We start from the raw sequence: 23,726 nt of genomic DNA, 5'->3' as shown, positions 1-23,726 counted from the left end.
ATTAGAGAAACATGCGTTCTATTTTATTGATTGATCTTGGTAAGCTACAAACGACAACTCTATCACCTGATTTTATGTGAAAATCGCCCAAAGCAATCATTCCTTCTCCATCACGAATGACGCCGCCAATAATGGCTGATCGAGGAAAATCTAAGTCTATTATTTTTTTATCGCATACGCGAGAAGTTGGCTTTACGATAAATTCTAATAGTTCGGCATTCATATTGTTGAGCCGCGTCATATCGACAACGTCACCTTTACGAATGTGTCTAAATATATTGTTTGCAGCTAGTAATTTTTTATTAATCAATGTATCAATTCCGATAGATTGTGAGAGTTGAAAATAGTCCATATTTTCAACCAACGCAATGGTTTTTCGGATATTTTTCGACTTCGCAACCAAGCACGACATAATATTTGTTTCTGAATTTCCAGTAACGGCAATAAACGCGTCCATATCGTATACACCTTCTTCTTCAAGCAATTCTACATTTCGTCCGTCACCTTGAATTACTAATGCATTTGGCAAATCGTCTGCCAATTCAAAAGCTCTCACTTTATCTTTTTCAATTAATTTTACATTGAATTTATTCTGACAAAGATCGCGCGCAGTTTTAAAACCAATATTACTTCCGCCAAGAATCATGACATTCTTGATCTCTTCTTTTACCTTTCCGATTAATTTGTATAATTCGTCTACACCTTGTTTTGAAGTGATAAAATATACTTGATCGCCTTCTTTGAATATAGTATCTCCGCGAGGAATTAACGTATATTGTGTTCCAAATCGTTGAATGGCAATTGGCGCAAAGTGTAATTCTGGAAACACATTTGCAGTTTCTTTCACACTTTTTCCAATAAATGGTGCGGTACGCTGTAACGTAGTTCCAACCATTGTTAAAGCGCCATCTTCAAACTGGTAACTATCATTAAATGCTGATTGATTTAGTAATAATCTTATTTCGGCAGCAGCCAACTTTTCAGGAGAAATTAATTCATCGATTCCTAAATCTTTGAATCGTAATTCTTCTTGATTATCTATAAATTCAGTATTTGAAATTCGTGCAATAGTTCGTTTACAACCCAATTGCTTTGCCAATACGCAAATGGTAATGTTTGTAGTTTCGGAAGAAGTTACGGTAATTACCAAATCTGCGGTTGCAACTCTGGCGTCTTTTAAGATACTTACAGACGTCGCATCGCCTTTAATGACACGTATATCTAAGTGAGCATCTGCATATTCTAAGTTGTCTTTATTACAGTCAATTAACGTAATATCTTGAGATTCGTAAGAAAGGAGTTTTGCTAAATGATACCCAACCTCACCAGCTCCAGCAATAATAATTTTCATTTATGAATCGTATTGAAAAAGTATGCAAATATACGGCAAAAAAGCTATTTACACCATTACTTTTAGTGTTGAGTATCAGAATTGTATATCCTATGTAAATTATAGGCTTTGCAACGTTACATTCATCATAGGATTAATTATATTTGCCAAAATTTCCTATATGTCAAAGAATGTAACACCGTATAAAGAGTCGAATCTGGGCAAAAAAGAGCAAGTTACAGAGATGTTTGATACGATTTCTAAGAATTATGATGGACTGAATCGTGTGATTTCTTTTGGAATTGATATTAAATGGCGAAAAAGAGTAGTAAAATTAGTGGGCGCAACAAATCCGAAGACAATTTTAGATATTGCCACTGGAACTGCCGACTTAGCAATTAACTTAGCAGAAACAAGTGCTGAACGTATTGTAGGACTCGATATTTCGCCAGGAATGTTGGAAGTAGGAAAAGAAAAAATTGAAAAGAAAGCATTAAGCGATAAGATAGAAATGGTATTAGGCGATGGAGAAAAACTTCCGTTTGAAAATGATTCTTTTGATGCAATTACCGTTGCTTTTGGTGTTCGGAATTTTGAAAACTTAGAACAGGGATTGCAAGAAATTTTGAGAGTTTTAAAACCAACTGGAATTTTTGTTGTGTTAGAAACTTCAGTTCCTGTAAAAACGCCATTCAAACAATTTTATAAATTTTACACAAAAAACATCCTACCACTCATCGGAAAACTGTTTTCTAAAGATAATTCTGCGTATGGATATTTGTCAGAATCGGCAGCCGCTTTTCCATATGGTGAGAACTTCAACAATATTTTACGAAAAATTGGGTTTATAGATGTGAACGATAAACCACAAACGTTTGGTGTAGCAAGTATTTACACCGCAACAAAATAGAATTTATGAAGAAGATTTTGGTAATCATCTGTTGTGTTTTTACATTACAACCTGCTTATTCTCAGTTATTCAGCAAGAAGAAAGTATTAAATGATGCTAGTGGAGGAAATGGTCAAATAGACAATAACATCCTAACTTGGGGTTATTATTTAGGATTTAATAGTTACGATTTTAAGTTTACGTACAACACAAATGCAGAAGCTATTGTCCGAAAACCAGCCACAGGTTTTAATGTTGGATTGGTTGGAGACGTAAAGTTGAACAATTATGTAAACATACGTTTAGAGCCAGGAATTTTCTTTTCGACACGAAATTTAGAATATCCAGAAAGTTACGGATTGACAGATCCTGTGGATAGAGCGCGCGAAATAAAATCGAGTTATGTGCATGTTCCGTTACTTTTGAAATTTAGCACGAAACGAATAAATAATTTTAAGCCTTTTGTTGTTGGAGGATTTTCTACTTCGTTGAATTTATCTAGCAATCAAGACAATCCTGATGATAATAGTAACAATCAGTTTCGCATGAAGAAAGCGACGTATTATTACGAAGTAGGTTTCGGAGTCGATTTTTACTTATACTATTTTAAATTCACACCTTCTATTCGTGGCGTTTTTGCTTTGAATGATGAATTGGTTCGTGATGTAGATCCAAATAGTCCATGGACAGGAAATATTAAGGCAATGAAATCGCGTGGCGTTTTTATTAATTTTACGTTTCAGTAAGCTACAACTTTATTTTCACAGCTTTTAAGAAAATGTTAATCTTATTGAAACTTACTCACAATAAAATTATTAAAACCTTATAACATCGTTCACTATAGCCGTAGTACCAAATAAAATCTGAAGTGATAGTTTATTCATAGTCCTTTCTTATAAAATCATTTGCTTCGGCAGAAATTTTTACCAATTTAAGAGTTACAAATTCACTATTTTCAAAATTTTCTACAACATAAATATTTTTTACTGTTGAAAATAAATTTTCAAACTGCTTTTCTGATAAAGTACTGAGTTTCTCATGGGAGACAGTATTGTACTTCCCACTAAACAGATCATCTTTTTTTAAAAGTATCATTTTTTGTTTTCTCTTATTAGTGAGTTGAAAAAACACTTTTTGATTTTTTATAGTAAGCTTAAACGTAAATTGTTCTTGAATTTTAGACTCAGAGCGTATTGATCCATTTAATGTAGTATACTTATAACTATTTTTATAGGTATTATTAGAAGGTTTAAATAGCACATATAAGTTTTCGTTTCCATCATCTTTCTTGGGTTTTAAAAAAGTATAAAACTCATCCTTGCTTCGCATTTCGTAATAAAAAGGAGGAATATCTTTTACAGTAGTTACTTTTATATTTTCTGTGTCATCACATATTGCAGCATCTAACATATTTATAAAAACTTCACGGATTAGAATTTTTTCGCCTGTAATTTCTTCGTCATCTATCAAAAAAAGTTTTTTTCCCTGTATTATATTTCTAAATTCAAAAGTATGTAAGCTTAATTTATTCAAAAATTTAATATCAACAATTTGTTGTTCATTTTTTATTAGAAATTCCTTTTTATGATATTGTTTATATGTTTCTTTTTTCGCATCAATAGCATCAAAATTTTTATATTTTGAGTATCTAAAACCTAAAAACTCTTTCCCATTTTTGAAATAAGAATAACTTACTATGGTATCTTTTGTGTAACTATCTTCATTAGAAACCTTTTTTTCTTGAGATCCACTTGAAGAAAAGTAAAAATAGATTGAATCTGATTTTTTCAAATCGTCAATTGTTTGAGCAAAAAGCCCATAACTTGACAATAGAATAATTAGTATGATTTTTTTCATAATTTTTATCTTAGTCTTGACAATAAGAACTGCTTAGTAATTCTCCATCTCCATTATATTTACCATAAAGATAGTTTTTTATTGGATTAGATTCTATTTGTTGTTCAAATGCATTTGTATTATGTAAACCGAGTAAGCTGTAATAGTAATAAAATTCATTCCAATCCCATGGATGATTTGAGACAACAGGATTACTAGAAGATTGATAGTTTCTTGATTCAACTATCTGTCTATGATTTTCCGGGACAAGATTGTCTCTAACGTCACTTAGCATCTGTTGCATACTTGGCAACATATAATCAAACATAAATTCATGTCCATGTTGACCGTTGCTAAACTGTCCATTCCCATAATATTGATTTATAAGTTGCCCTAACGTTTCATTGTTTATATCTTGGAAGGTTGTACCTTGATTACTGTCAAGTTTTTTCAGTTTTATGTAAGCGTGTATGCATTCATGTAATATAGTTTTAGCTAGAGAAATTCTTGGGTCCCCATTTATATGCGATCTTTTAATCTTAATAGTCATAAGGGCATTTACCAAATTACCATTTGAGTCAAGAGTTCCTGAAGCCTGACAATTAGCATTAATATGAGGGTTTGTAGCAGACACTACATCAACAATTTCAAATTTCACATTTAAATTTTCGCTGTCACCAAAAACATCAGTAAATAAATGTTTAAACTTCGGAGAATTTACTAGTTTATTATAAACACACATAAATTTTTCATTTTCTGGATCTGGAGGTGTAATAGAATCACAGTATCTCCTCACATCATTCAAATCAACATCGAAAGGAGATTTGTTAGAATAGTAAGCATTAAAACTATCATTATCCATAGCGCATAAAACATCATCGTCTAAAATTACACCTACATCACCATCATCACAAGGATCAAAACCGTTTCTTTTAAAGATTGTTGTTGATGTATTTGAATCTCTTTGAGCAATAACAGTGCCATTACAGTCTCTTATTACCAAAGGACTTCCTTGACAACAATCAACTCCTTGAGGAGCATGACCATTAGGACTACCTCCACATCCGCAAGACTCATAAGCCCAAGTTAAACCGCAATCTCCATTTGGATCAGTAAATTGAGAACTCTGATTAGGGTCACCGTTTCCACTACTCAAAGGGTCATCTGTATTGTCGTCATTTGGTATTCCAGTACTACTGTCTGAACCTCCTGTATTAGAATCTACATTAGTGTTATCATCAGTAGGTTCTTGGCTGTCGTCAGGGCAAGGAGACAGTTGACCTTGATCGTTTGTTATAATACCGTTTTCAATTGTCATTGAGCCTATCAAAGCACCATCCGCATTAAAGGTCTCTATTGTTCCATTAAATTCTGAAAAATCTGTTGTTCCTGTTTCTTCATTTATTGGAAGTTCTCCAGCGAAAGTATATTTTAAAAAGTACTCATAACTATCCGTCTCCTTTTCCACTACAATAAGGTTTATAACAGTGTTTGAATGTTCTGAGGGTGCAATTACCTTAAAAGTATGTTTTGTATTATTTTCATTAATAACAACAATTTCTTTTGAAGTATCTACTGTTCCCAATTCATTATTTTTCGATAATGATAGAGAACTATTCAATTTAACTTCACCCTTTTTGCTAGTGACAGTAAATGTATTATTCGTTCTTGATTTGATGAAGTCAAGTGCAGAGGCAGAAACTTCACTTCCTCGCTTGTACTGAATTCTTAAGTCTGTTGATACGTGATTCTCTAATTCTTCTGCTTCATGAAATTCATCATTATCACATGAGAATAAAAAGAGTAAAATAAAATATATAAAAATGTGTTTTTTCATTTTTCGCTTGTTATTTTGATGATACCTAATCATAAGAGGATTTTCGGCAAAATCATTGATAAATTAACTAAATAGAGCAAAATTACACCTATAACAATTGCTAATAGAAATAGTCTTTTTTGAGCAAATAATGATTTACTTTACGCGAATAGTAAACATATAATTGACAGAAGCATAATTTGATTTCAAATGAGAGCGTGTAATACTAATTTCAATATGACGATTACATTGCTGAATAATAATTCAATGAATATTTTTAACACAGCAAATATAACCATTTAACAACCAGGTAAATACGGTTTTACATTACTTCAATTACGGGATTTCTAATAATAAAAAACTACATACAAATAAGAAATATTCTGACCTTACGGTAAACCGTAAAATCAAAATATTAACTAATTTTTGTTTGCTTGAATATCTTAATGAGACTGAAAATGTGGTAAACGATACTACAAAAACAAACTCCTTTTAAACTCATTCAACAATATTCCTGTGGCTGTTGCGACATTTAAACTTTCGGTTGCTTGAATTTCTCCAAATCGTGGAATGCTTATTTTTTGTGTGATTAATTTTGAAACTTCCTCAGAAACACCATTTGCTTCATTTCCCATGACTAAAATTCCGTCTTTCGGCAGTTTTGTTTTATAGACATTATCTCCATCCATAAACGCACCAAATACTGGAAGTTTTGCTTCGGCTAGATATTTTCCTAAATCTGTATATACAACATTTACACGTGTTAACGAACCCATTGTTGCCTGGATTACTTTTGGGTTGTAACAATCAACAGTAGCTTCAGAACATACGAGTTGTTTTACGCCAAACCAATCGCACAAACGAATGATGGTTCCTAAATTTCCAGGATCTCGGACATCATCAAGTGCAACTATGAAGCCTTCTGCGGAAGCGATTTTATCATCAGAAATTTTAAAAAGTGCAAGTGCTTTATTCGGTGTTTTTAAAAAACTTATTTTTTTAAGTTCAGCTTCAGAAATAACGGTTACTTTTGGATGTACAGCAAATAAATTTTCGTCCGTAGTAAATAATGAATCAAGCTCAAAATGAGAGTTTAAAAACTCGTCAATGACCTTTTTTCCTTCCGCAACGAATAAACCAATTGATTTTCGGTACTTTTTTTGATGTAGACTCGTTATTATTTTTATTTGTCTTTTGCTTACCATGCAAATAGTTTATTTTTGAATTTGAAAAATACCACTTATTGAAATCTTATTTAGCAAAAATATCATTATTTATTATAATTGTCGCATTCATTGGCTCGTGTAATTCTATTAAGCGCGTGAAAGAAAGTGAGCAATTACTGATTAACAACAACTTAATCGTTGACGGAGAGAAATCAAACGATCCTGATGCGTTGAGTCAAATGTACCAAAAACCAAACAGTCGTATTTTGGGGTATCCGTTGCGATTAAATATTTATAATGCCGCAGGGGTTGATCCTGATTCTGTGTTTACAGCTTGGCTTGATCGCGATCCGACGCGAAGAGAACGTTTGTACAGACGTTATTCTGAAAAGCAAGTGGAAGAAATGAGAAGCTATAAAGTTGGTTTTAATAATTGGTTGAAAAAAATTGGTGAAGCGCCTGTGATTATCGACGAAAAAAAGACCAAGAAAACAACCAATCGTTTAAAGGTATATTATCAAAATAAAGGATATTTTAATGCAAAAGCGCGCTACGAAGTTATTTCTTCCGAACAGAAAAAAAGAGCAAGTATCGATTATACGATAGTAAAAGGAAATCCATATTTTATTGATAGTTTGCAAGTAGTGATTAAATCGCCCGATTTGGATTCTATCTACAATTTACACAAAGACAAATCGCTTGTAAAGCAAGGAAAACAATACAATACGGCTGATTTTTACAATGAACGTGAACGCTTAACTGTTTTGTTTAGAAACTCCGGAATTTATAATTTTCAGTTAAATTCTATTAAACCTACGGTTGGAATTGATTCAATAACACCTGATTATAAACTTCCAACATTGATCAAAATTAACAACTTACAAGAGCGGAAACAGGATACAATTGTTGAAAAACCATACAAAGTGCATCGCATCAAAAAAGTAAATATTTATACAGATAATACCTTTGCCAATTCGCGATCAGAATATATTGATTCGGTTACTTATAATGAGTATACCATTTATTCGAATGAGAAGTTGCGTTTTCGTCCAAAGGCAATTACAGATGCGATTTTTGTTCATCCAGGTGATGTATATCGCGATAATGATCGGACATTGACATACAAACACATTAGTAATTTACGAACGTTTAAATACCCAAATATTCAGTATAAATACGATACCGATAGTCTTACCGATTTAGTGACGGATATATATTTGAGTCCGCTGAAAAAATTCTCGCTTGGTTTTGATATTGATGTTACACATTCTAACATTCAGGATTACGGATTTTCGTTTAGCACATCGTTGTTAAGCAGAAATGTATTTCGCGGCGCAGAAACGTTAGAAATTTCTGCGAGAGGAACATTAGGTGCTTCCAAAGATTTAGCCGATTCGGAAGATCAATTCTTCAATATTTCTGAAATTGGAGCTGATATTCGATTAAATTTTCCGCGTTTCTTCTTTCCGTTTAATACGGATAAAATCATTCCAAAATACATGTTGCCAACTACGGTTTTATCATTGGGAACAAGTGTGCAACAAAATATTGGATTGGACAGACAAACGTTTACAGGATTGATTCGTTACAATTGGACACCAAGTAAGAAGAATACATTTAATCTGGAATTATTCAATGTTCAATTCATTAGAAACTTAAACACAAGTAACTATTTTAACGTGTATACAAGTTCGTATGATCGCTTAAATGAGGTTGCTCAAAATTCTAATTATATTGCGGATGACGCTTCTTTGGATATCGCTTTGGGCGAAACAGATCAGTTTATAGAAGATGTTGTGAACAATGCTTTTTCGGTAACCGCAGATCAATTATCTACAGTTTTGAGTGTGGAACAACGTCAATTCCGATTGACACAAGATAACTTGATTGCTTCTTCGAAGATTAATTTTTTACACAACAACAAAGAAAATATTTCGGATAATACTTTTTTCCAATTCCGTACAGAACTAGAATTTGCAGGAAACTTTTTGTCTGCAATTGCTAATGTGACAAAATTAGATAAAAATGCGCGTGGAAAATATGAGCTTTTCGGCGTTCAGTATTCACAATATATAAAAACTGAGTTCGATTATATAAAACATTGGGAAATTTCGGCAAAGCAAGATGTATTGGCATTTCGTAGCTTTTTCGGGATTGCAATTCCGTATGGAAACTCAGATAATATTCCGTTTGCACGAAGTTACTTTGGTGGCGGATCGAATGACAACAGAGCTTGGAGCGCGTATCAATTAGGTCCAGGACGTTCGGCGAGTCTGTTAGATTTTAACGAAGCAAATTTAAAATTAGCATTTAACGTAGAATATCGTTTTGATTTGGTCGGAAGCTTCAAAGGTGCATTTTTTGCCGATGCCGGAAACATTTGGAATGTGTTTGATGATATTGGAGATAAAGATAGAGAGTTTAACGGATTTTCTTCTTTGCAAGATATTGCACTCGGAACTGGTTTTGGAATTCGGTACGACTTTAGCTTTTTTGTATTGCGATTTGATACAGGTTTCAAAACGTACGATCCTGCATATCCTATTGGCAATCGTTGGTTTAATGATTATAACTTTGGAAATGCTGTGTATAATATTGGGATTAATTATCCTTTTTAGGTTGGTTCTCTAAATTACAAAACCCTATTAAATGGACATAAAAAAAGCCTTATCCGAAAGTAACAAAAGTAAAGTCCTTTCAGGACAAGGAATGACTTTATTTATAACAACTCAACTTTCTGAATTAAAAAATCATGGAATAATTCAAGATTTTGAAAAGAAAGTCAATTTTAAACATAGAGCTTTTGATTATGAAGATCAGTTTTTAGCAAACTTTGTAATACATACTGTTGATGATAAAAGAATTATAGTTAGGTCATCAAATTCATTTAGAAGTGATAGAGCAAAAATTGGATTTTATGATCTTGATGGAATATTAAGATTATCAAATCTATCAGAAGATATCATTTCTACAATATATCTTGTTTCCGATGAAGAACTACAGAACTCAAATTTTATTAGTTTAAGAGAAAAGTTCATCAATAAAGAATTTTATTGTCCTGCAACTCACCTATTCACTTTATCAGAGTTTGTTGAATTCTTGCAAACATATTACGAGGAAAAATCATCTTTATTTGAAGATATTCAATCCGAACAAAAGTTTAAATCCATACGAGAAGCTGGAAGTTTTTATGGCATTCAAGGAAATAAATTAGAAAAAGAAATTTCTGAGTGGTTAAATAATAAAACGTATCTCAAAAGATATAAAGCAATCAAAGAGTATTCAACTTATGACATTATCATTGATACTATTTTAAAAAAGTATCAGTTAAACAAAAATGATATTATAAAAATTCACACAACAAATTCAATTCCGTTACTCAAGAATGGAGGTAATCCTAAAACGGATCTTTTTATACAAATAACAACTATAGATGGTGAAATTATTTCAGAAACAATTTCCATTAAGAATACTACAAAAAAAAGGGTAAGTTGTCATGATTATAAAGCAGATGACTTTATTAGAGTTCTTAACTGTGCAGGTACAAAATTAGAAACCTACTTAAAATTATTTCAAAATTATCCTACGTATTCGGAATTTGAAGACAATCTTCCAATAAATTACACAATTGAAGAATTTTCAAATCTAATGAAAGGTAAAGCAAAATTATTGACAGAATGGTGTCTTAAAGGCTCTCACGACATCGAAAACTTAATAGATTCATCAAAACAAATTTCAAACTTCGTACTAATAAATTCGAACGGAAAGATTCACTTTTTCGAGTATGATAAGTATATTGATTATATAATGAAAAACTCAACATTAAAATTTTCAACACCATTTTCTTGGACATATCCATCAAAACAAAGAGGAAAAAGAATTCAATTAAAAATGCCTATTTTATCTTCAATAAATAATTGATAACTTTTTATGATAATCGTAAAGTTTTAATTAAAAAAAATTATTTTTAACAAAACAATATTCATGAATAAAGAAAAATTCAAATTTATAGACTTATTTGCTGGCATTGGAGGAATTCGAATGGGTTTTGAAAGAAATGAATTTGAATGTGTATTTAGTTCTGAATGGGATACTTTTAGCCAAAAAACTTATTTGAAAAATTTTGCTGAAATGCCAAGTGGAGATATTACAAAAATTGATATAAAGTCTATTCCTAATCATGATGTATTAACTGCTGGATTTCCGTGTCAACCTTTTAGCACTATAGGTAAACGGGAAGGATTTCAACATCCAACACAAGGAACATTGTTTTTTGACATAGTACGAATTTTAAAGGAAAAAAAAACTAGTAGTTTCTTACTAGAAAATGTTGCTGGTTTAAAGAATCATGATAAAGGAAAAACATTTGATACCATTATTGATACTTTAAGAAATGAACTTGGATACTGGGTTGATTTCAAAATTTTAGATTCTGCCGATTTTAAAGTTCCTCAACATAGAAAAAGAATATATATTGTTGGATTTAAGAATGATTCTAATAGTTTAATTGATTTTAATTGGCCAAAGCAATCCGAAACCAAGGTTGGAATTGGTAAATTTATAGAAACACATGAACAAGGTTATAATATTTCTAAACATTTACAAAACTCATATATTTTCAAAAAAAATGATGGAAGACCGCAAATTGTAGATGAAAATTCAAATTTTCCAATTAAAACATTAGTTTCTAGTTATCATAAAATCCAACGATTAACAGGTACTTTTGTTAAAGATGGTGAAACGGGTTTGAGGCTATTATCAGAAAACGAATGTAAAGCTACTATGGGTTTCCCTAAAGACTTTATTTTTCCTGTATCTCGTACACAAATGTATAGACAAATGGGAAATTCTGTAGCAGTTCCTGTTATAGAAGCAATAGCTAACGAGATAAGACAAACTTTATCAACATTAGAAAGAGAAGTAGCATTGAAAATAGATAAGAACTTAGTCGCACACTAAATATTGAAAACCAAACTATAACGTTTGCGCCATCAGACAGTTACAAATCACACTAAAATTCTTCTTCAAAACCACCAACAACAAATCAATTTTTCAGCAAAAACACAAACATTTTAGCAGTTATCACAACATCAAAACGCAATAAATTATCAAATTCGTAAAAGTGATTGCTCATTCGCTTCTAAAATTAGCAACTACGTAAAAACTCTTTACATTTTTAGTACTTTTGTAAACCAAACAAAAAAACTAAAACGCAATGAGTCATACAATCAAAGCAGGAGTTGCTACTGGAAATGAAGTACAAGAAATTTTTAAATTAGCCAAAGAAAAAGGCTTTGCTTTACCAGCTGTAAATGTTGTTGGATCAAACACTATAAACGGTGTTTTAGAAACAGCCGCAGAATTAAATGCTCCCGTAATTATACAATTCTCTAATGGTGGCGGACATTTTAACGCTGGAAAAGGACTTTCCAACGAAGACCAAAAAGCAGCAATCGCAGGTTCTATTGCAGGCGCAAAACATGTACATGTAATGGCAGAAGCATATGGAGTTCCTGTTATTTTACACACCGATCATTGCGCAAAAAAATTATTACCTTGGATTGATGGTTTGTTAGACGCAAGCGAAAAACACTTCGCCGAAACTGGAAAACCATTATATAGTTCACATATGATCGATCTTTCGGAAGAACCAATTGAAGAAAATATCGAAATTTGTAAAAAATATTTAACGCGCATGAGCAAAATGGGCATGACGTTAGAAATAGAATTAGGAATAACTGGCGGTGAAGAAGATGGAGTTGACAACAGCGATGTGGACGATTCTAAATTATACACACAACCAGAAGAAGTTGCCTACGCATACGAAGAGTTGATGAAAGTAAGTCCACGATTTACAATTGCGGCTGCTTTTGGAAACGTTCACGGAGTTTATAAGCCAGGAAACGTGAAATTAACGCCGAAAATCTTAAAAAATTCGCAAGAACATATCTCTAAAAAATACAATGTTGAGCACAATCATATTGACTTTGTATTTCACGGCGGATCTGGTTCTACGCTAGAAGAAATCAGAGAAGCAATCGGTTACGGAGTAATTAAAATGAACATTGATACGGACTTGCAATTCGCATTCATGTCAGGAATTCGTGATTATATGTTAACCAATCAAAGATACTTAGCGGCACAAATTGGAAATCCTGACGGAGACGACATTCCTAACAAAAAAACATACGATCCAAGAAAATGGTTACGTGAAGGCGAATTGACGTTCAAAACACGTTTAAAACAAGCATTTGAAGATTTGAACAATGTGAATACGTTGTAAAATTTGGGCGTTCCCATTTTAGTTCGCTTCGAGAAAACCTCAGCAAACTAAAATCGTCGGGCTTTCGGCAGTCGCTTTTTGTCATTCCTGCGTAGGCAGGAATCTCAAAAGAGCTTCAACAAATGCCTCAATCCCTAACGCGGCTATTCTCACGAAAGTGGAAAGTGAAAAACAAAAAAATAATCAAAAACAAGAACCTCGTTTATACTGAGTAAAATCAGTTTATAAACGAGGTTTTTTAGGACTATAAAGCATCAAAATGATAGATAGCGGATTCAAATTTTGAGTTTCACTAATAAAAACAGTAATTTTGTCAGCTTACGCAAGTAAAAACTAACTAATTGATACCAACGATACAGATTGAACATTCAATCTAAATCATAAATTATAGATCATTATGTCTTGGTTTAAAAGAAAAGAAAAAGGAATTCAAACTTCCACAGAAAATAAAAAAGATACTCCTAAAGGACTTTGGTACAAATCACCAACGGGGAAAATTGTAGATTCAGAAGAATTGGCAAAAAACTATTACGTAAGTCCCGAAGATGGATATCACGTTCGTATTGGAAGTAAAGAATATTTCGAAATATTATTCGATGAAGGAGAATTTAAAGAATTAGATAAAAATCTAACTTCTAAAGATCCTTTAAAATTTGAAGACAGTAAAAAATACGTTGACAGACTAAAAGATGCCAAAGAAAAAACAGGATTGAAAGATGCTGTTAGAACTGCTGTTGGAAAATCGAAAGGAAAAGATTTAGTCATTGCTTGTATGGATTTCTCTTTTATTGGAGGTTCTATGGGAAGTGTTGTTGGAGAAAAAATTGCGCGTGCCGCAGAATATTCACTAAAAAACAACATTCCATTCATGATTATTTCAAAATCTGGTGGTGCACGTATGATGGAAGCAGCTTTATCATTAATGCAATTGGCAAAAACTTCTGCAAAACTAGCACAATTAGCAGACGCTGGAATTCCGTATATTTCATTATGTACCGATCCAACAACTGGAGGAACAACTGCTTCATTTGCAATGCTGGGAGATATTAATATTGCAGAACCAGGCGCATTAATTGCATTTGCAGGACCAAGAGTTGTGCGTGATACCGTTGGAAAAGATTTGCCAGAAGGTTTTCAAACCTCTGAATTTTTATTAGAGCACGGATTTTTGGATTTCATTACACACAGAAAAGCACTCAAAAACAAAATCAACTTATATATTGATTTAATTCAAAATCAGCCAATACGCGCGTAATTTTGTTTTAAAACATATCGTACAAAAAAAGCATCCAATTGGATGCTTTTTTATTTCCTAAAACTGTTAACGTGAGTTCGATATAAAGTTTCAGATTGTTTTTTGTCTTTTCCGCAGTATAGCAGGGATTTTTCGTTAAGAATTTTCGAATCCTTGGAGAAAATTTAGAAAAATTCATGCGGTTTTAGTTTTTCCTTAAAAGAAAAACTAAAAATACCTCTGGAAAAGCGCACTTTCTTTTGTGAAGCCTGTGCTGAACTTGATTCAGTATTCTTTGTGCGAACAAAGAAAACGAAAATAAAAAAATGAAAATCAGATACTTAGCACTTGTTTTAAAAATATGTTTAAAATTTCATTTGAGTAAACTTATATCGAACTCAGGTTGTTAGATTTCTAGTTTAAATAAATTGTTTGTGTTACTCCGTTTGGATTCGTCCAAGAAGCTTCATTATCACAACTTCCGTCACCAAAAACTAATGTTCCTGATGCACTATTTCTGGATAAAATTACGGTTCCGCTTACAATAAAAGGACACGCTAATTCTCTACGTAATGCAGTTGTAATAGTAGCTGCATGCGTATTTCCAAGCACTCCTGTGGTCGTTACGCTTCCCGTAATAGAAAATACATTGTCCGTCCAAGTTCCTGAACCAACACCTTCAATCCATTCACGGATTCTTGTTCCTTCACGTGAATATGTCGCGCCATTTGGCCAAGTAACCTGCATATTTACTGTTGCAGTTGATTGTGGATTTCCAGCATCATTTGATACAACACGTTCTATGCTTCGTGTTCCTTCTATTAATACATCATTTCTGTGAAAATTATCAAAAGTAACGGCAATCATTCTTCGAGCCGGATTGTTGTCAACTTCGTGGCTTATGGTAATAATTCCACTAAGCACATTTCCATTGGGTAATTCGCATCCTTGACCAAAATCTATAGTTCGTGTTCTAGAACCTGTGGTAAGTACTGTTGTAATGGTGACGCAAGTTGGTAAAAAAGACACCTGTGATTCGTCTTCTTGATAGGCTTCTTCTACGATAATTCCAATATCATCAGAAATTAAATCAATGTCTGCACTTCGGAGTGCAAGTTCGCTGTTTAGTTCGGCTCCTTCTGCAGCTAAAGAAGTTTCATCTTCGTTTTGACAAGCTGTTGTAATTAATAAGAGACTTACTACTAAAAAGAAAATCCCTCGTTGCATTTTGAATGTGGTTTTCATCTGTTTTGTTTTTAAATTTTTAATTTTGTTAGATGGAATTCGCCAATAATCCTATCAGTTTGGTACCAACCAATTGTGATGGCTCATTTCATAATTAACAATTTTTAACATTTATGATTATAAGACTGTTAGCAATCAAAAAGGTTTAATTATTAATTTGGTATCTAAAAAATAGTAGTATATTTGCCGCTTGATACGAGATACGTATTGATACATAAAAATCATTAAAATTAATATTGGCATGTACTTAACTAAAGAAGTTAAAGCGGAAATTTTCGCAAAGCATGGAAAATCAGCAACTGACACTGGAACATCAGAATGTCAGATTGCATTATTCACGCACAGAATTAATCACTTAACAGAGCATTTAAAGAAAAATCGTAAAGATTATAATACAGAGCGCTCTCTAGTAATGTTAGTAGGTAAAAGAAGAAGCTTACTTGATTACTTAAAGAAAACTGAGATCAACAGATATCGTGCGATAATTGTAGAATTAGGATTAAGAAAATAAAAACTAAAGAGGCTTCGTGCCTCTTTTTTTAATATATAAGAGTGCCTTCTCACGAAAGTGAAAAGTAATAAAAAGCTATTATCACTGGTTTTTCATTGGGTCAAAACAACAACTACACACAACAACAACACAACGACCTTTGTTTAATTAGAATTAAAAAAAATTTATGATTCCAAAAGTTTTTAAAGAGGTTATAGACCTTGGTGACGGAAGAGAAATTTCTATCGAAACCGGAAAATTAGCAAAGCAGGCACATGGTTCTGTTGTTGTTCAGTCTGGAAAATGTATGCTATTATGTACAGTTGTTTCCAATTACGAACAAAAAGATCTTGGTTTTCTACCCTTAACGGTAGATTACAGAGAGAAATTTGCGGCTGCAGGTCGGTATCCTGGTGGTTTCTTCAAAAGAGAAGCAAGACCAAGTGATGGCGAGGTGTTAACGATGCGTTTAGTAGACAGAGTTTTACGTCCATTATTCCCAAAAGATTATACAGCAGAAACGCAAGTGATGATTCAGTTAATGTCTCATGACGAAAATGTAATGCCAGACGCTATGGCAGGTTTAGCAGCATCAGCAGCTATTCAATTATCAGATTTTCCATTTGAATGCGCCATCTCTGAAGCAAGAGTTGGTCGTGTAAATGGTGAATTCATTATCAACCCAACTAGAGCACAATTAGCAGAATCTGACATCGATATGATGATTGGAGCTTCCGCTGATTCTGTAATGATGGTTGAAGGTGAAATGGATGAAATTTCTGAAGACGAAATGGCTGACGCAATTAAGTTTGCACATGAAGCTATTAAAGTACAATGTGCTGCTCAACTAAGATTAGCAGAAGCATTCGGAAAGAAAGAAGTTCGTGAATACGAAGGAGAAAGAACAGATGCAGATTTAGAGAAGAAGGTTCATGATATGGCATACGATAAAGTATATGCTATTGCAAAAGCTGGATCGGCTAAACACGAAAGAAGTGCTGCATTTGCAGAAATTAAAGCAGATATCAAAGCAACTTTTTCTGAAGAAGAATTAGAAGATTATGGTGGTTTAGTTTCTGATTATTATCGCAAAGCTGAAAAAGCTGCCATTAGAGATTTAACCTTAAATGAAGGTTTACGTTTAGATGGTCGTAAAACTGACGAGATTAGACCAATTTGGTGTGAGATAGATTACTTACCATCAACACACGGTTCGTCTATATTTACGCGTGGAGAAACGCAAGCATTAGCAACTGTAACTTTAGGAACGTCTAGAGATGCAAATAAAATAGATATGCCATCATTCGAAGGTGAAGAAAATTTCTATTTACATTATAACTTCCCTCCTTTTTGTACAGGTGAAGCAAGACCTATTCGTGGAACATCTCGTAGAGAAGTTGGACATGGAAATTTAGCACAACGTGGATTAAAAGGAATGATTCCTGAAAGTTGCCCGTACACAGTTCGTGTTGTATCTGAAGTATTAGAATCTAACGGTTCGTCTTCAATGGCAACTGTTTGTGCTGGTACAATGGCATTAATGGACGCAGGTGTTCAAATGATAAGACCAGTTTCTGGGATTGCAATGGGATTAATTTCTGATGCTGAATCTGGAAAATATGCTGTATTGTCTGATATTTTAGGTGATGAAGATCATTTAGGAGATATGGACTTTAAAGTGACTGGAACTGCTGAAGGAATTACAGCATGTCAAATGGATATTAAAGTAAAAGGATTGTCATACGAAATTCTTGTGAATGCTTTAAAACAAGCTCGTGACGGACGTTTACATATTTTAACTAAACTAACAGATACGATTGCTACACCAAATGCTGACGTAAAAGAACACGCGCCAACAATGGTTACACGTAGAATTCCTAACGAATTTATTGGAGCCTTAATTGGACCTGGTGGAAAAGTAATTCAAGAGATGCAAAAAGTAACTGAGACAACAATCGTTATTAACGAAGATCCAGTAACTGAAGAAGGTATTGTTGAAATTTTAGGAGTTGGAAAAGCAGGTATTGAAGCTGTAATGGCAAAAATAGATTCTTTATTGTTCAAACCAGAAAAAGGAAGCATTTACGAAGTGAAAGTTGTAAAAATGCTAGACTTTGGAGCTGTTGTAGAATATATAGAAGCACCAGGAAACGAAGTGTTATTACATATTTCTGAATTGGCTTGGGAACGCACAGATAACGTAACTGACATTGTGAATATGGGAGATGTTTTGGACGTTAAGTATTTTGGAGTTGATCCAAAGACACGTAAAGAGAAAGTTTCTCGTAAAGCAATCTTACCAAAACCTGAAGGGTATGTTGCAAGACCACCAAGAGATGACAAACGCCCAAGTGGCGGGCGTGATAACAGACGAGACGATAGAAAACCTCGTGAAGATCGCAAACCAAGAGAAGATAAGAATTAATCTTTTCTCACATATAGTAAAAACGCCTCGAAATTTCGAGGCGTTTTTTTGTTTTTTATAATTACTGAGATTTAAAAATCTACTTGTAAAATTAATCCTGCACTACCGATTGTTTGTAGAGAATTGAAATTTCCCCTGAGTTGGATACCGAGTGAAAAATGGTTTCCAATCATACATTTTAGTTTTGAAATTAATGGAAAACCAACCGTTGAATTTCGATCATGACCTCTAATATCAAAATTTCCTTCTTTCAAATAAAAATAACCCAATCCAGCAAATCCGTCCCATCGCAACCAACTTGTAAGTTTAAATTCTCTTCCCCACAATAGACTTAATTCAGAGAAAGAATCAAGATATGTGGTGAATACTGCAAACTCATATCCAAACTGTGTGGACACTAGAAAAATATTTTCCTTGTAAGACAACCCAACGTCCGCACTTATAGCAAAACCACCAGAATCATTTTCCAAATAGATTGATAATGGATTTATAGCTATTGACTTAAATTTGATCTTACTTGTTTCTTGTGAGACACAAAATATGGGTGCTAACAGTATTATGATGATATATTTTTTCATGATAAATGATTTTAAAATTAATGAGTTAAAAATTAGTCCAATCGATAGGTCAATCCGTAACGACTTCCTCTAATTGGATCAGCAGCACTTGCGCTTGAAAAGACAAAGCTTCCAGTAAATCTTTTATAGCGATATGCCAATGTGTATCCCACAAAACTTGATCTATTATTTACTCTTTCTCTAGGAGAAAGAAAAATAGCTCCTGCAAATATTCCGAACTCTAAAGCATTGTTTTTGTTTATTTTGTACACGACTTCTGAATACAAATTCCATGAAAACATGGATTCTTCTTTGAATATCAATATTGCTGAATTGTCTTTGTATTCTTCTTCTAACTCTTTCAATTTATCTTGGTATGAACCAAATTCATAATGATAGGCGACTTCCAAACCAATAAAACGAAAGTCGAATTTTTTTCGTGTCCATGTATAATTAATTCCAACTTTTGAGTTTACATTGAAAAAGTTTTTTCGTTCATTGTCTTGAACGTTTTCATCTAAACCTTTAATGAATGTGTAGTTTCCAAAAGCGCCACCAATTCCATAATAATAGTTATAATATTTCCCAGTAACACTTTTATGAATGTTTGCAGAAATTATAGATTTCTTATCATTGTATTGTTCTGCATTGCCCAATTGATTATGTTTTCCTTTACTATATGCCGCAGATACATAAAGTGCTTTTTCTTGCTTTCCTTGATATTCGGGTTTAGCGGTATGCGATTTTAAATCTCCATAACTAGCACTTGTATATACTCTATCAACTCCGCATGAAGCGCAACTTATAAAAATTAAAACACTAAGAAATTTGAAGATTTTCATAACAAATGGTTTTTAGATTAATATGAAACGAATGTAAACGTGATTTGGAAGTTTGGCATCCGAAATATGCTCCAACGGGGAAATTCGGACGTTTTTTGTTGGTGTTTTTTTGTTGAAATAGTATCGCAAAAGAGTCGCTTCAATAGGAATCTAATTTGAAGAAAAGTTCTTAAATAGCAATGAATACGAATGATTGAAGAAGAATTTACTTTGAAACACAATTACTTTCAGCTTGACTGATATAGAGAAGAAAAATGAAAGAAAAGTTTGTGTTATGATACTGTTTTTGAAATGTCCGAAATCTTCATCGAGTGAAAATTTAAGACAGTTTAACTTAATTTTCGATATTCGGAAGGTGTTTGATCGGTAAATTTTTTGAACGCTGTGTAGAACGTAGATCGCGAATTGAAACCGCATTCCAATCCAATAGCAACAATCGTATAATTGTCAAAATCATCATCTTTTAGAAATACTTTTGCTTGCGAAACGCGTAATGAATTGATGTAATCGGAAAAGTTGTATTCACTATATGTATTGATGAGTTTTGATAAATGTCCGGCGCTGATTTCCAATTCGTCAGACAATTGTTCTAAGCTTAATTTGGTGTCTAAAAATCGTTGTTCGGCAATGATATAATTCGCTATGTTTTCAAATTCTTGTTGATGCTTTTCAACTAAATTAGTTTCCGTTTGCACAACAACTTTCTGTGTATTTCCTGACTTTAACTCCGCTAATTTTCCACGTAATAAAATTCGATCGTGTACAATTGTATATCTAAAAAACCCTTGATAACCAATCCAATATAATAATATAGAAGTTGCCAAACGCAGCGGATAATACGCGCGATCATCGTTGAAATAATTGTTTAGTATGATTGCCAAGACCCAAAAAATAAGCACAAATCCGCCAAGAATTAGAAAAATTTTCAACCATTTTATATTGTCATAATCCGCAATAAAATCAAGCAGTTTACTTCGTTTGAATATAATTTGAAAGCATTTACAGAATAGGAAAATTGAAAATGTTGCATTTATAATTTCTTCGGTTGATGTATATATTCTTATAGCTGATGTGTCATTTTCAGGAACACTTGCGATGAGAACTATTCTGGCAATTAATTCAACTAAAAATAATACAATTGCAATTTTTAAATAGTCTTTTACTTTATCTTGAATTTTTAAGTAATGAATTAAAAACATGTAAAACATCGGCATAATAAATAGATACCAAGGCACTAAAAATTGTCGTAGAAAAAACATATCAAATCGATATTCTTCTGCAATTAACCACGCTTGCAAGTTGTTTAGCGATAAAAAGAAAACTGTTAAATTTAAAAAGATGATAACCTTGTCAACTTTTTTCCTTGATAACAACGTAACTCCATTAAAGATAAATCCTTGAACCGCACCAGCAATTAATAAGAAATTAAAAAAATTAGAACCCATTTATTTTATTTGTTGTGAAAGTAGGAAACTTAGGATGAAATTGAAAAAATCTAACATTTTATTTATGCTCAATTCTCTAGATTATTTTCCTTATCACAAGTTTGGATTAAATTTTAATTTTTTATTAAAATTTAATGTCCGAAATCTTCATTTGATGAAAAAATCGGATAAATTATACTAGTAATAGGTTATTTATTACCGCTTAATAGCTAAATATTAAACATATTCGGATGCAACTATATATAGTTTGTTGTGAATACTTTAATTTTGTCATCGACTTTTAAGAATCATTTATGACCACAGTAAAAATTGCAAATCTTGACGGAAAACCAGAAATTTTTCATTCCATACAAGGAGAAGGAAAAAATATTGGGCAACCAAGTGTGTTTATCCGAACGTCACTTTGCAATTTGCATTGTATTTGGTGTGACACCGATTATACATGGAATTGGGAAAAAACGCGTTTTGCACATGTAAAAGATACAGATCCAACGTATACGAAATATAAGATGGACGAACTAATTATTTCGCTTACGCTAGAAGAAATATACGAGGAGGTTTTTAAAAGTGGTTGCAAAAATATTGTCTTAACTGGCGGCGAACCAATGATGCAATTGGATGAATTATCTGAGTTGATGCAGTTTTTCAACACAAAAGCAACTGATTATTTTTTTGAGATTGAAACCAACGGAACTTTAGTGCCAGATGCTACTTTTGAAGGTTTGATACATCAATATAATGTATCGCCAAAGTTGGCAAACTCTAATAATCCGAAAAAATTACGCGAAAAACCGGAAGCGTACAATTACTTTTCTGCGAATGAGAAAGCAGTTTTTAAGTTTGTGATTTCCGCTGAGAACGATCTCACGGAAGTGTTAGAAATCTGCGAAACCTATAAAATTCCGAATCGGAAAGTATATTTAATGCCCGAAGGAACGAATCCAGAAGCATTACAAAAAAAGCAACAATGGCTGATAGAAATCTGTAAAAAGCATCAATTTAATTATACAGATCGCTTACACGTACATATTTATGGCGATAAAAGAGGCGTGTAATTTATTAGTTATGAATTAATTACGTTTTTAAGATTCACTTTATTTAAAATAATTCATAAACTTCTGTAACATTTTTAATAGTTGCTACGTATAACTAAGAGCGTAAGCATAACGATTAAAATCCCAAGCAAATTACATGAGACAACTTAAAATTACCAAGCAGGTTACCAACAGGGAAACTGCATCCTTAGACAAATATCTTCAAGAAATCGGTAAAGTTGACCTTATTACAGCAGACGAGGAAGTAGAATTAGCACAAAGAATTAAGGCTGGAGACCAGATTGCTCTAGAAAAATTAACAAAGGCTAACCTTCGTTTCGTAGTTTCGGTTGCAAAACAGTATCAAAATCAAGGATTAACACTTCCTGATTTGATCAATGAAGGGAATTTGGGTCTTATTAAAGCCGCACAACGTTTTGATGAAACGCGTGGTTTTAAATTTATTTCGTATGCCGTATGGTGGATTAGACAATCTATCCTTCAAGCATTAGCAGAACAATCTCGTATTGTTCGATTACCATTAAACAAAATTGGTTCTATTAACAAGATTAATAAAACCTTCGCATATTTAGAACAAAGTCATGAACGTATTCCTTCTGCAGAAGAAATTGCAAAAGAGTTAGACATGACTGTGAATGACGTTAAAGAATCGATGAAAAACTCAGGTCGTCACGTATCAATGGATGCGCCACTTGTAGAAGGAGAAGATTCTAACTTATACGATGTATTGAATTCTGGTGAATCGCCAAATCCTGATAAAGAGTTATTACATGAGTCTTTAAAAACAGAGATTGAGCGTGCATTAGAGACGTTAACACCAAGAGAAGCAGACGTAATTCGTTTGTATTTCGGATTAGGAAACCAACATCCAATGACCTTGGAAGAAATTGGTGAGACTTTCGACTTAACTCGCGAGCGTGTACGTCAGATTAAAGAAAAAGCGATTCGTCGTTTGAAACACACTTCACGTAGTAAAATATTAAAAACATATTTAGGATAAATTCCTAAAACCGCACAGCAGTTTAGTTTTTATAACATAACTGTTCGTTTTTTGATTGATGAATGACGCTCTCGCTTTTGCGGGAGCGTTTATTTTATACTACTTTTGCTGGC

General features: G+C 32.9%; 19 protein-coding genes. 11 read left to right on the top strand and 8 right to left on the bottom strand.

Annotated elements, in window-relative coordinates:
* Nucleotide 1: 1 nt before the first annotated feature.
* Complete coding sequence (gene trkA / locus IMCC3317_RS18940; protein ID WP_160131051.1) at nt 2-1,351, bottom strand: Trk system potassium transporter TrkA; 1,350 nt, start codon at nt 1,349-1,351, stop codon at nt 2-4.
* A gap of 160 nt (nt 1,352-1,511) precedes the next feature.
* Here trkA and ubiE point away from each other — a divergent pair, with 160 nt between their 5' ends.
* A complete protein-coding gene (gene ubiE, locus IMCC3317_RS18935; protein WP_160131050.1) occupies nt 1,512-2,240 on the top strand; it encodes a bifunctional demethylmenaquinone methyltransferase/2-methoxy-6-polyprenyl-1,4-benzoquinol methylase UbiE in 729 nt (242 codons plus the stop codon).
* A 5-nt stretch (nt 2,241-2,245) separates the two neighbouring features.
* Nucleotides 2,246-2,965, top strand: a complete 720-nt coding sequence (porT, locus tag IMCC3317_RS18930; protein WP_160131049.1) for a type IX secretion/gliding motility protein PorT/SprT — start codon at nt 2,246-2,248, stop codon at nt 2,963-2,965.
* 130 nt (nt 2,966-3,095) lie between these two features.
* Here porT and IMCC3317_RS18925 read toward each other — a convergent pair whose 3' ends face one another.
* From IMCC3317_RS18925 to IMCC3317_RS18915, 3 genes are all read right to left on the bottom strand, one after another.
* The gene (locus tag IMCC3317_RS18925; RefSeq protein ID WP_160131048.1) at nt 3,096-4,076 is read right to left on the bottom strand and encodes a hypothetical protein; all 981 of its coding nucleotides are present in this window, start codon (nt 4,074-4,076) and stop codon (nt 3,096-3,098) included.
* A gap of 10 nt (nt 4,077-4,086) precedes the next feature.
* A complete protein-coding gene (locus IMCC3317_RS18920) occupies nt 4,087-5,892 on the bottom strand; it encodes a hypothetical protein (RefSeq protein WP_160131047.1) in 1,806 nt (601 codons plus the stop codon).
* A 452-nt stretch (nt 5,893-6,344) separates the two neighbouring features.
* Nucleotides 6,345-7,076, bottom strand: coding sequence for a TrmH family RNA methyltransferase (locus IMCC3317_RS18915; RefSeq protein ID WP_160131046.1), 732 nt, complete (start codon nt 7,074-7,076; stop codon nt 6,345-6,347).
* 38 nt (nt 7,077-7,114) lie between these two features.
* Here IMCC3317_RS18915 and tamL point away from each other — a divergent pair, with 38 nt between their 5' ends.
* From tamL to accD, 5 genes are all read left to right on the top strand, one after another.
* On the top strand, nt 7,115-9,655 hold the full coding sequence (tamL, locus tag IMCC3317_RS18910; protein WP_160131045.1) for a translocation and assembly module lipoprotein TamL: 2,541 nt from the start codon (nt 7,115-7,117) through the stop codon (nt 9,653-9,655).
* A 31-nt stretch (nt 9,656-9,686) separates the two neighbouring features.
* Nucleotides 9,687-10,958, top strand: a complete 1,272-nt coding sequence (locus IMCC3317_RS18905) for an MspI family type II restriction endonuclease (RefSeq protein WP_160131044.1) — start codon at nt 9,687-9,689, stop codon at nt 10,956-10,958.
* A 63-nt stretch (nt 10,959-11,021) separates the two neighbouring features.
* A complete protein-coding gene (gene dcm, locus IMCC3317_RS18900) occupies nt 11,022-11,996 on the top strand; it encodes a DNA cytosine methyltransferase (protein WP_160131043.1) in 975 nt (324 codons plus the stop codon).
* A gap of 256 nt (nt 11,997-12,252) precedes the next feature.
* Nucleotides 12,253-13,320: a class II fructose-bisphosphate aldolase gene (fbaA, locus tag IMCC3317_RS18895; protein ID WP_160131042.1), complete on the top strand. Its 1,068-nt coding sequence runs from the start codon at nt 12,253-12,255 to the stop codon at nt 13,318-13,320.
* Nucleotides 13,321-13,717: 397 nt separating this feature from the next.
* Nucleotides 13,718-14,575 (top strand): acetyl-CoA carboxylase, carboxyltransferase subunit beta, encoded by an 858-nt coding sequence (gene accD / locus IMCC3317_RS18890; RefSeq protein WP_160131041.1) that lies wholly within the window; start codon nt 13,718-13,720, stop codon nt 14,573-14,575.
* Between the two features lie 393 nt (nt 14,576-14,968).
* Here accD and IMCC3317_RS18885 read toward each other — a convergent pair whose 3' ends face one another.
* Entirely contained in the window at nt 14,969-15,799 is an 831-nt protein-coding gene (locus IMCC3317_RS18885; protein ID WP_160131040.1) for a hypothetical protein, read from the bottom strand.
* 241 nt (nt 15,800-16,040) lie between these two features.
* On the opposite strand from IMCC3317_RS18885, the gene rpsO reads away from it, so the two are divergent.
* Nucleotides 16,041-16,310 (top strand): 30S ribosomal protein S15, encoded by a 270-nt coding sequence (gene rpsO / locus IMCC3317_RS18880; RefSeq protein WP_160131039.1) that lies wholly within the window; start codon nt 16,041-16,043, stop codon nt 16,308-16,310.
* A gap of 166 nt (nt 16,311-16,476) precedes the next feature.
* Nucleotides 16,477-18,714: a polyribonucleotide nucleotidyltransferase gene (locus IMCC3317_RS18875; RefSeq protein ID WP_160131038.1), complete on the top strand. Its 2,238-nt coding sequence runs from the start codon at nt 16,477-16,479 to the stop codon at nt 18,712-18,714.
* Nucleotides 18,715-18,785: 71 nt separating this feature from the next.
* Here IMCC3317_RS18875 and IMCC3317_RS18870 read toward each other — a convergent pair whose 3' ends face one another.
* The 3 genes from IMCC3317_RS18870 to IMCC3317_RS18860 all read right to left on the bottom strand — a co-directional run bounded on the left by IMCC3317_RS18870 (nt 18,786) and on the right by IMCC3317_RS18860 (nt 21,558).
* Complete coding sequence (locus IMCC3317_RS18870) at nt 18,786-19,292, bottom strand: hypothetical protein (protein ID WP_160131037.1); 507 nt, start codon at nt 19,290-19,292, stop codon at nt 18,786-18,788.
* Nucleotides 19,293-19,324: 32 nt separating this feature from the next.
* The gene (locus tag IMCC3317_RS18865; RefSeq protein ID WP_160131036.1) at nt 19,325-20,113 is read right to left on the bottom strand and encodes a hypothetical protein; all 789 of its coding nucleotides are present in this window, start codon (nt 20,111-20,113) and stop codon (nt 19,325-19,327) included.
* 329 nt (nt 20,114-20,442) lie between these two features.
* Complete coding sequence (locus tag IMCC3317_RS18860) at nt 20,443-21,558, bottom strand: helix-turn-helix domain-containing protein (protein ID WP_160131035.1); 1,116 nt, start codon at nt 21,556-21,558, stop codon at nt 20,443-20,445.
* A gap of 293 nt (nt 21,559-21,851) precedes the next feature.
* Here IMCC3317_RS18860 and IMCC3317_RS18855 point away from each other — a divergent pair, with 293 nt between their 5' ends.
* A complete protein-coding gene (locus tag IMCC3317_RS18855; protein WP_160131034.1) occupies nt 21,852-22,613 on the top strand; it encodes a 7-carboxy-7-deazaguanine synthase QueE in 762 nt (253 codons plus the stop codon).
* 136 nt (nt 22,614-22,749) lie between these two features.
* Complete coding sequence (locus tag IMCC3317_RS18850; RefSeq protein ID WP_007096854.1) at nt 22,750-23,613, top strand: sigma-70 family RNA polymerase sigma factor; 864 nt, start codon at nt 22,750-22,752, stop codon at nt 23,611-23,613.
* Nucleotides 23,614-23,726 lie beyond the last annotated feature (113 nt).

The organism is Kordia antarctica, assembly GCF_009901525.1.
GTDB lineage: Bacteria > Bacteroidota > Bacteroidia > Flavobacteriales > Flavobacteriaceae > Kordia > Kordia antarctica.
This window is presented reverse-complemented; position numbering and strand designations above follow the sequence as displayed.

Excerpts from the sequence above, each read along its gene's own strand:
- trkA (WP_160131051.1), bottom strand. The coding sequence starts at position 1,351 with ATGAAAATTATTATTGCTGGAGCTGGTGAGGTTGGGTATCATTTAGCA.
- ubiE (WP_160131050.1), top strand. The coding sequence starts at position 1,512 with ATGTCAAAGAATGTAACACCGTATAAAGAGTCGAATCTGGGCAAAAAA.
- porT (WP_160131049.1), top strand. The coding sequence starts at position 2,246 with ATGAAGAAGATTTTGGTAATCATCTGTTGTGTTTTTACATTACAACCT.
- IMCC3317_RS18925 (WP_160131048.1), bottom strand. The coding sequence starts at position 4,076 with ATGAAAAAAATCATACTAATTATTCTATTGTCAAGTTATGGGCTTTTT.
- IMCC3317_RS18920 (WP_160131047.1), bottom strand. The coding sequence starts at position 5,892 with ATGAAAAAACACATTTTTATATATTTTATTTTACTCTTTTTATTCTCA.
- IMCC3317_RS18915 (WP_160131046.1), bottom strand. The coding sequence starts at position 7,076 with ATGGTAAGCAAAAGACAAATAAAAATAATAACGAGTCTACATCAAAAA.
- IMCC3317_RS18905 (WP_160131044.1), top strand. The coding sequence starts at position 9,687 with ATGGACATAAAAAAAGCCTTATCCGAAAGTAACAAAAGTAAAGTCCTT.
- dcm (WP_160131043.1), top strand. The coding sequence starts at position 11,022 with ATGAATAAAGAAAAATTCAAATTTATAGACTTATTTGCTGGCATTGGA.
- fbaA (WP_160131042.1), top strand. The coding sequence starts at position 12,253 with ATGAGTCATACAATCAAAGCAGGAGTTGCTACTGGAAATGAAGTACAA.
- accD (WP_160131041.1), top strand. The coding sequence starts at position 13,718 with ATGTCTTGGTTTAAAAGAAAAGAAAAAGGAATTCAAACTTCCACAGAA.
- IMCC3317_RS18885 (WP_160131040.1), bottom strand. The coding sequence starts at position 15,799 with ATGAAAACCACATTCAAAATGCAACGAGGGATTTTCTTTTTAGTAGTA.
- rpsO (WP_160131039.1), top strand. The coding sequence starts at position 16,041 with ATGTACTTAACTAAAGAAGTTAAAGCGGAAATTTTCGCAAAGCATGGA.
- IMCC3317_RS18875 (WP_160131038.1), top strand. The coding sequence starts at position 16,477 with ATGATTCCAAAAGTTTTTAAAGAGGTTATAGACCTTGGTGACGGAAGA.
- IMCC3317_RS18870 (WP_160131037.1), bottom strand. The coding sequence starts at position 19,292 with ATGAAAAAATATATCATCATAATACTGTTAGCACCCATATTTTGTGTC.
- IMCC3317_RS18865 (WP_160131036.1), bottom strand. The coding sequence starts at position 20,113 with ATGAAAATCTTCAAATTTCTTAGTGTTTTAATTTTTATAAGTTGCGCT.
- IMCC3317_RS18860 (WP_160131035.1), bottom strand. The coding sequence starts at position 21,558 with ATGGGTTCTAATTTTTTTAATTTCTTATTAATTGCTGGTGCGGTTCAA.
- IMCC3317_RS18855 (WP_160131034.1), top strand. The coding sequence starts at position 21,852 with ATGACCACAGTAAAAATTGCAAATCTTGACGGAAAACCAGAAATTTTT.
- IMCC3317_RS18850 (WP_007096854.1), top strand. The coding sequence starts at position 22,750 with ATGAGACAACTTAAAATTACCAAGCAGGTTACCAACAGGGAAACTGCA.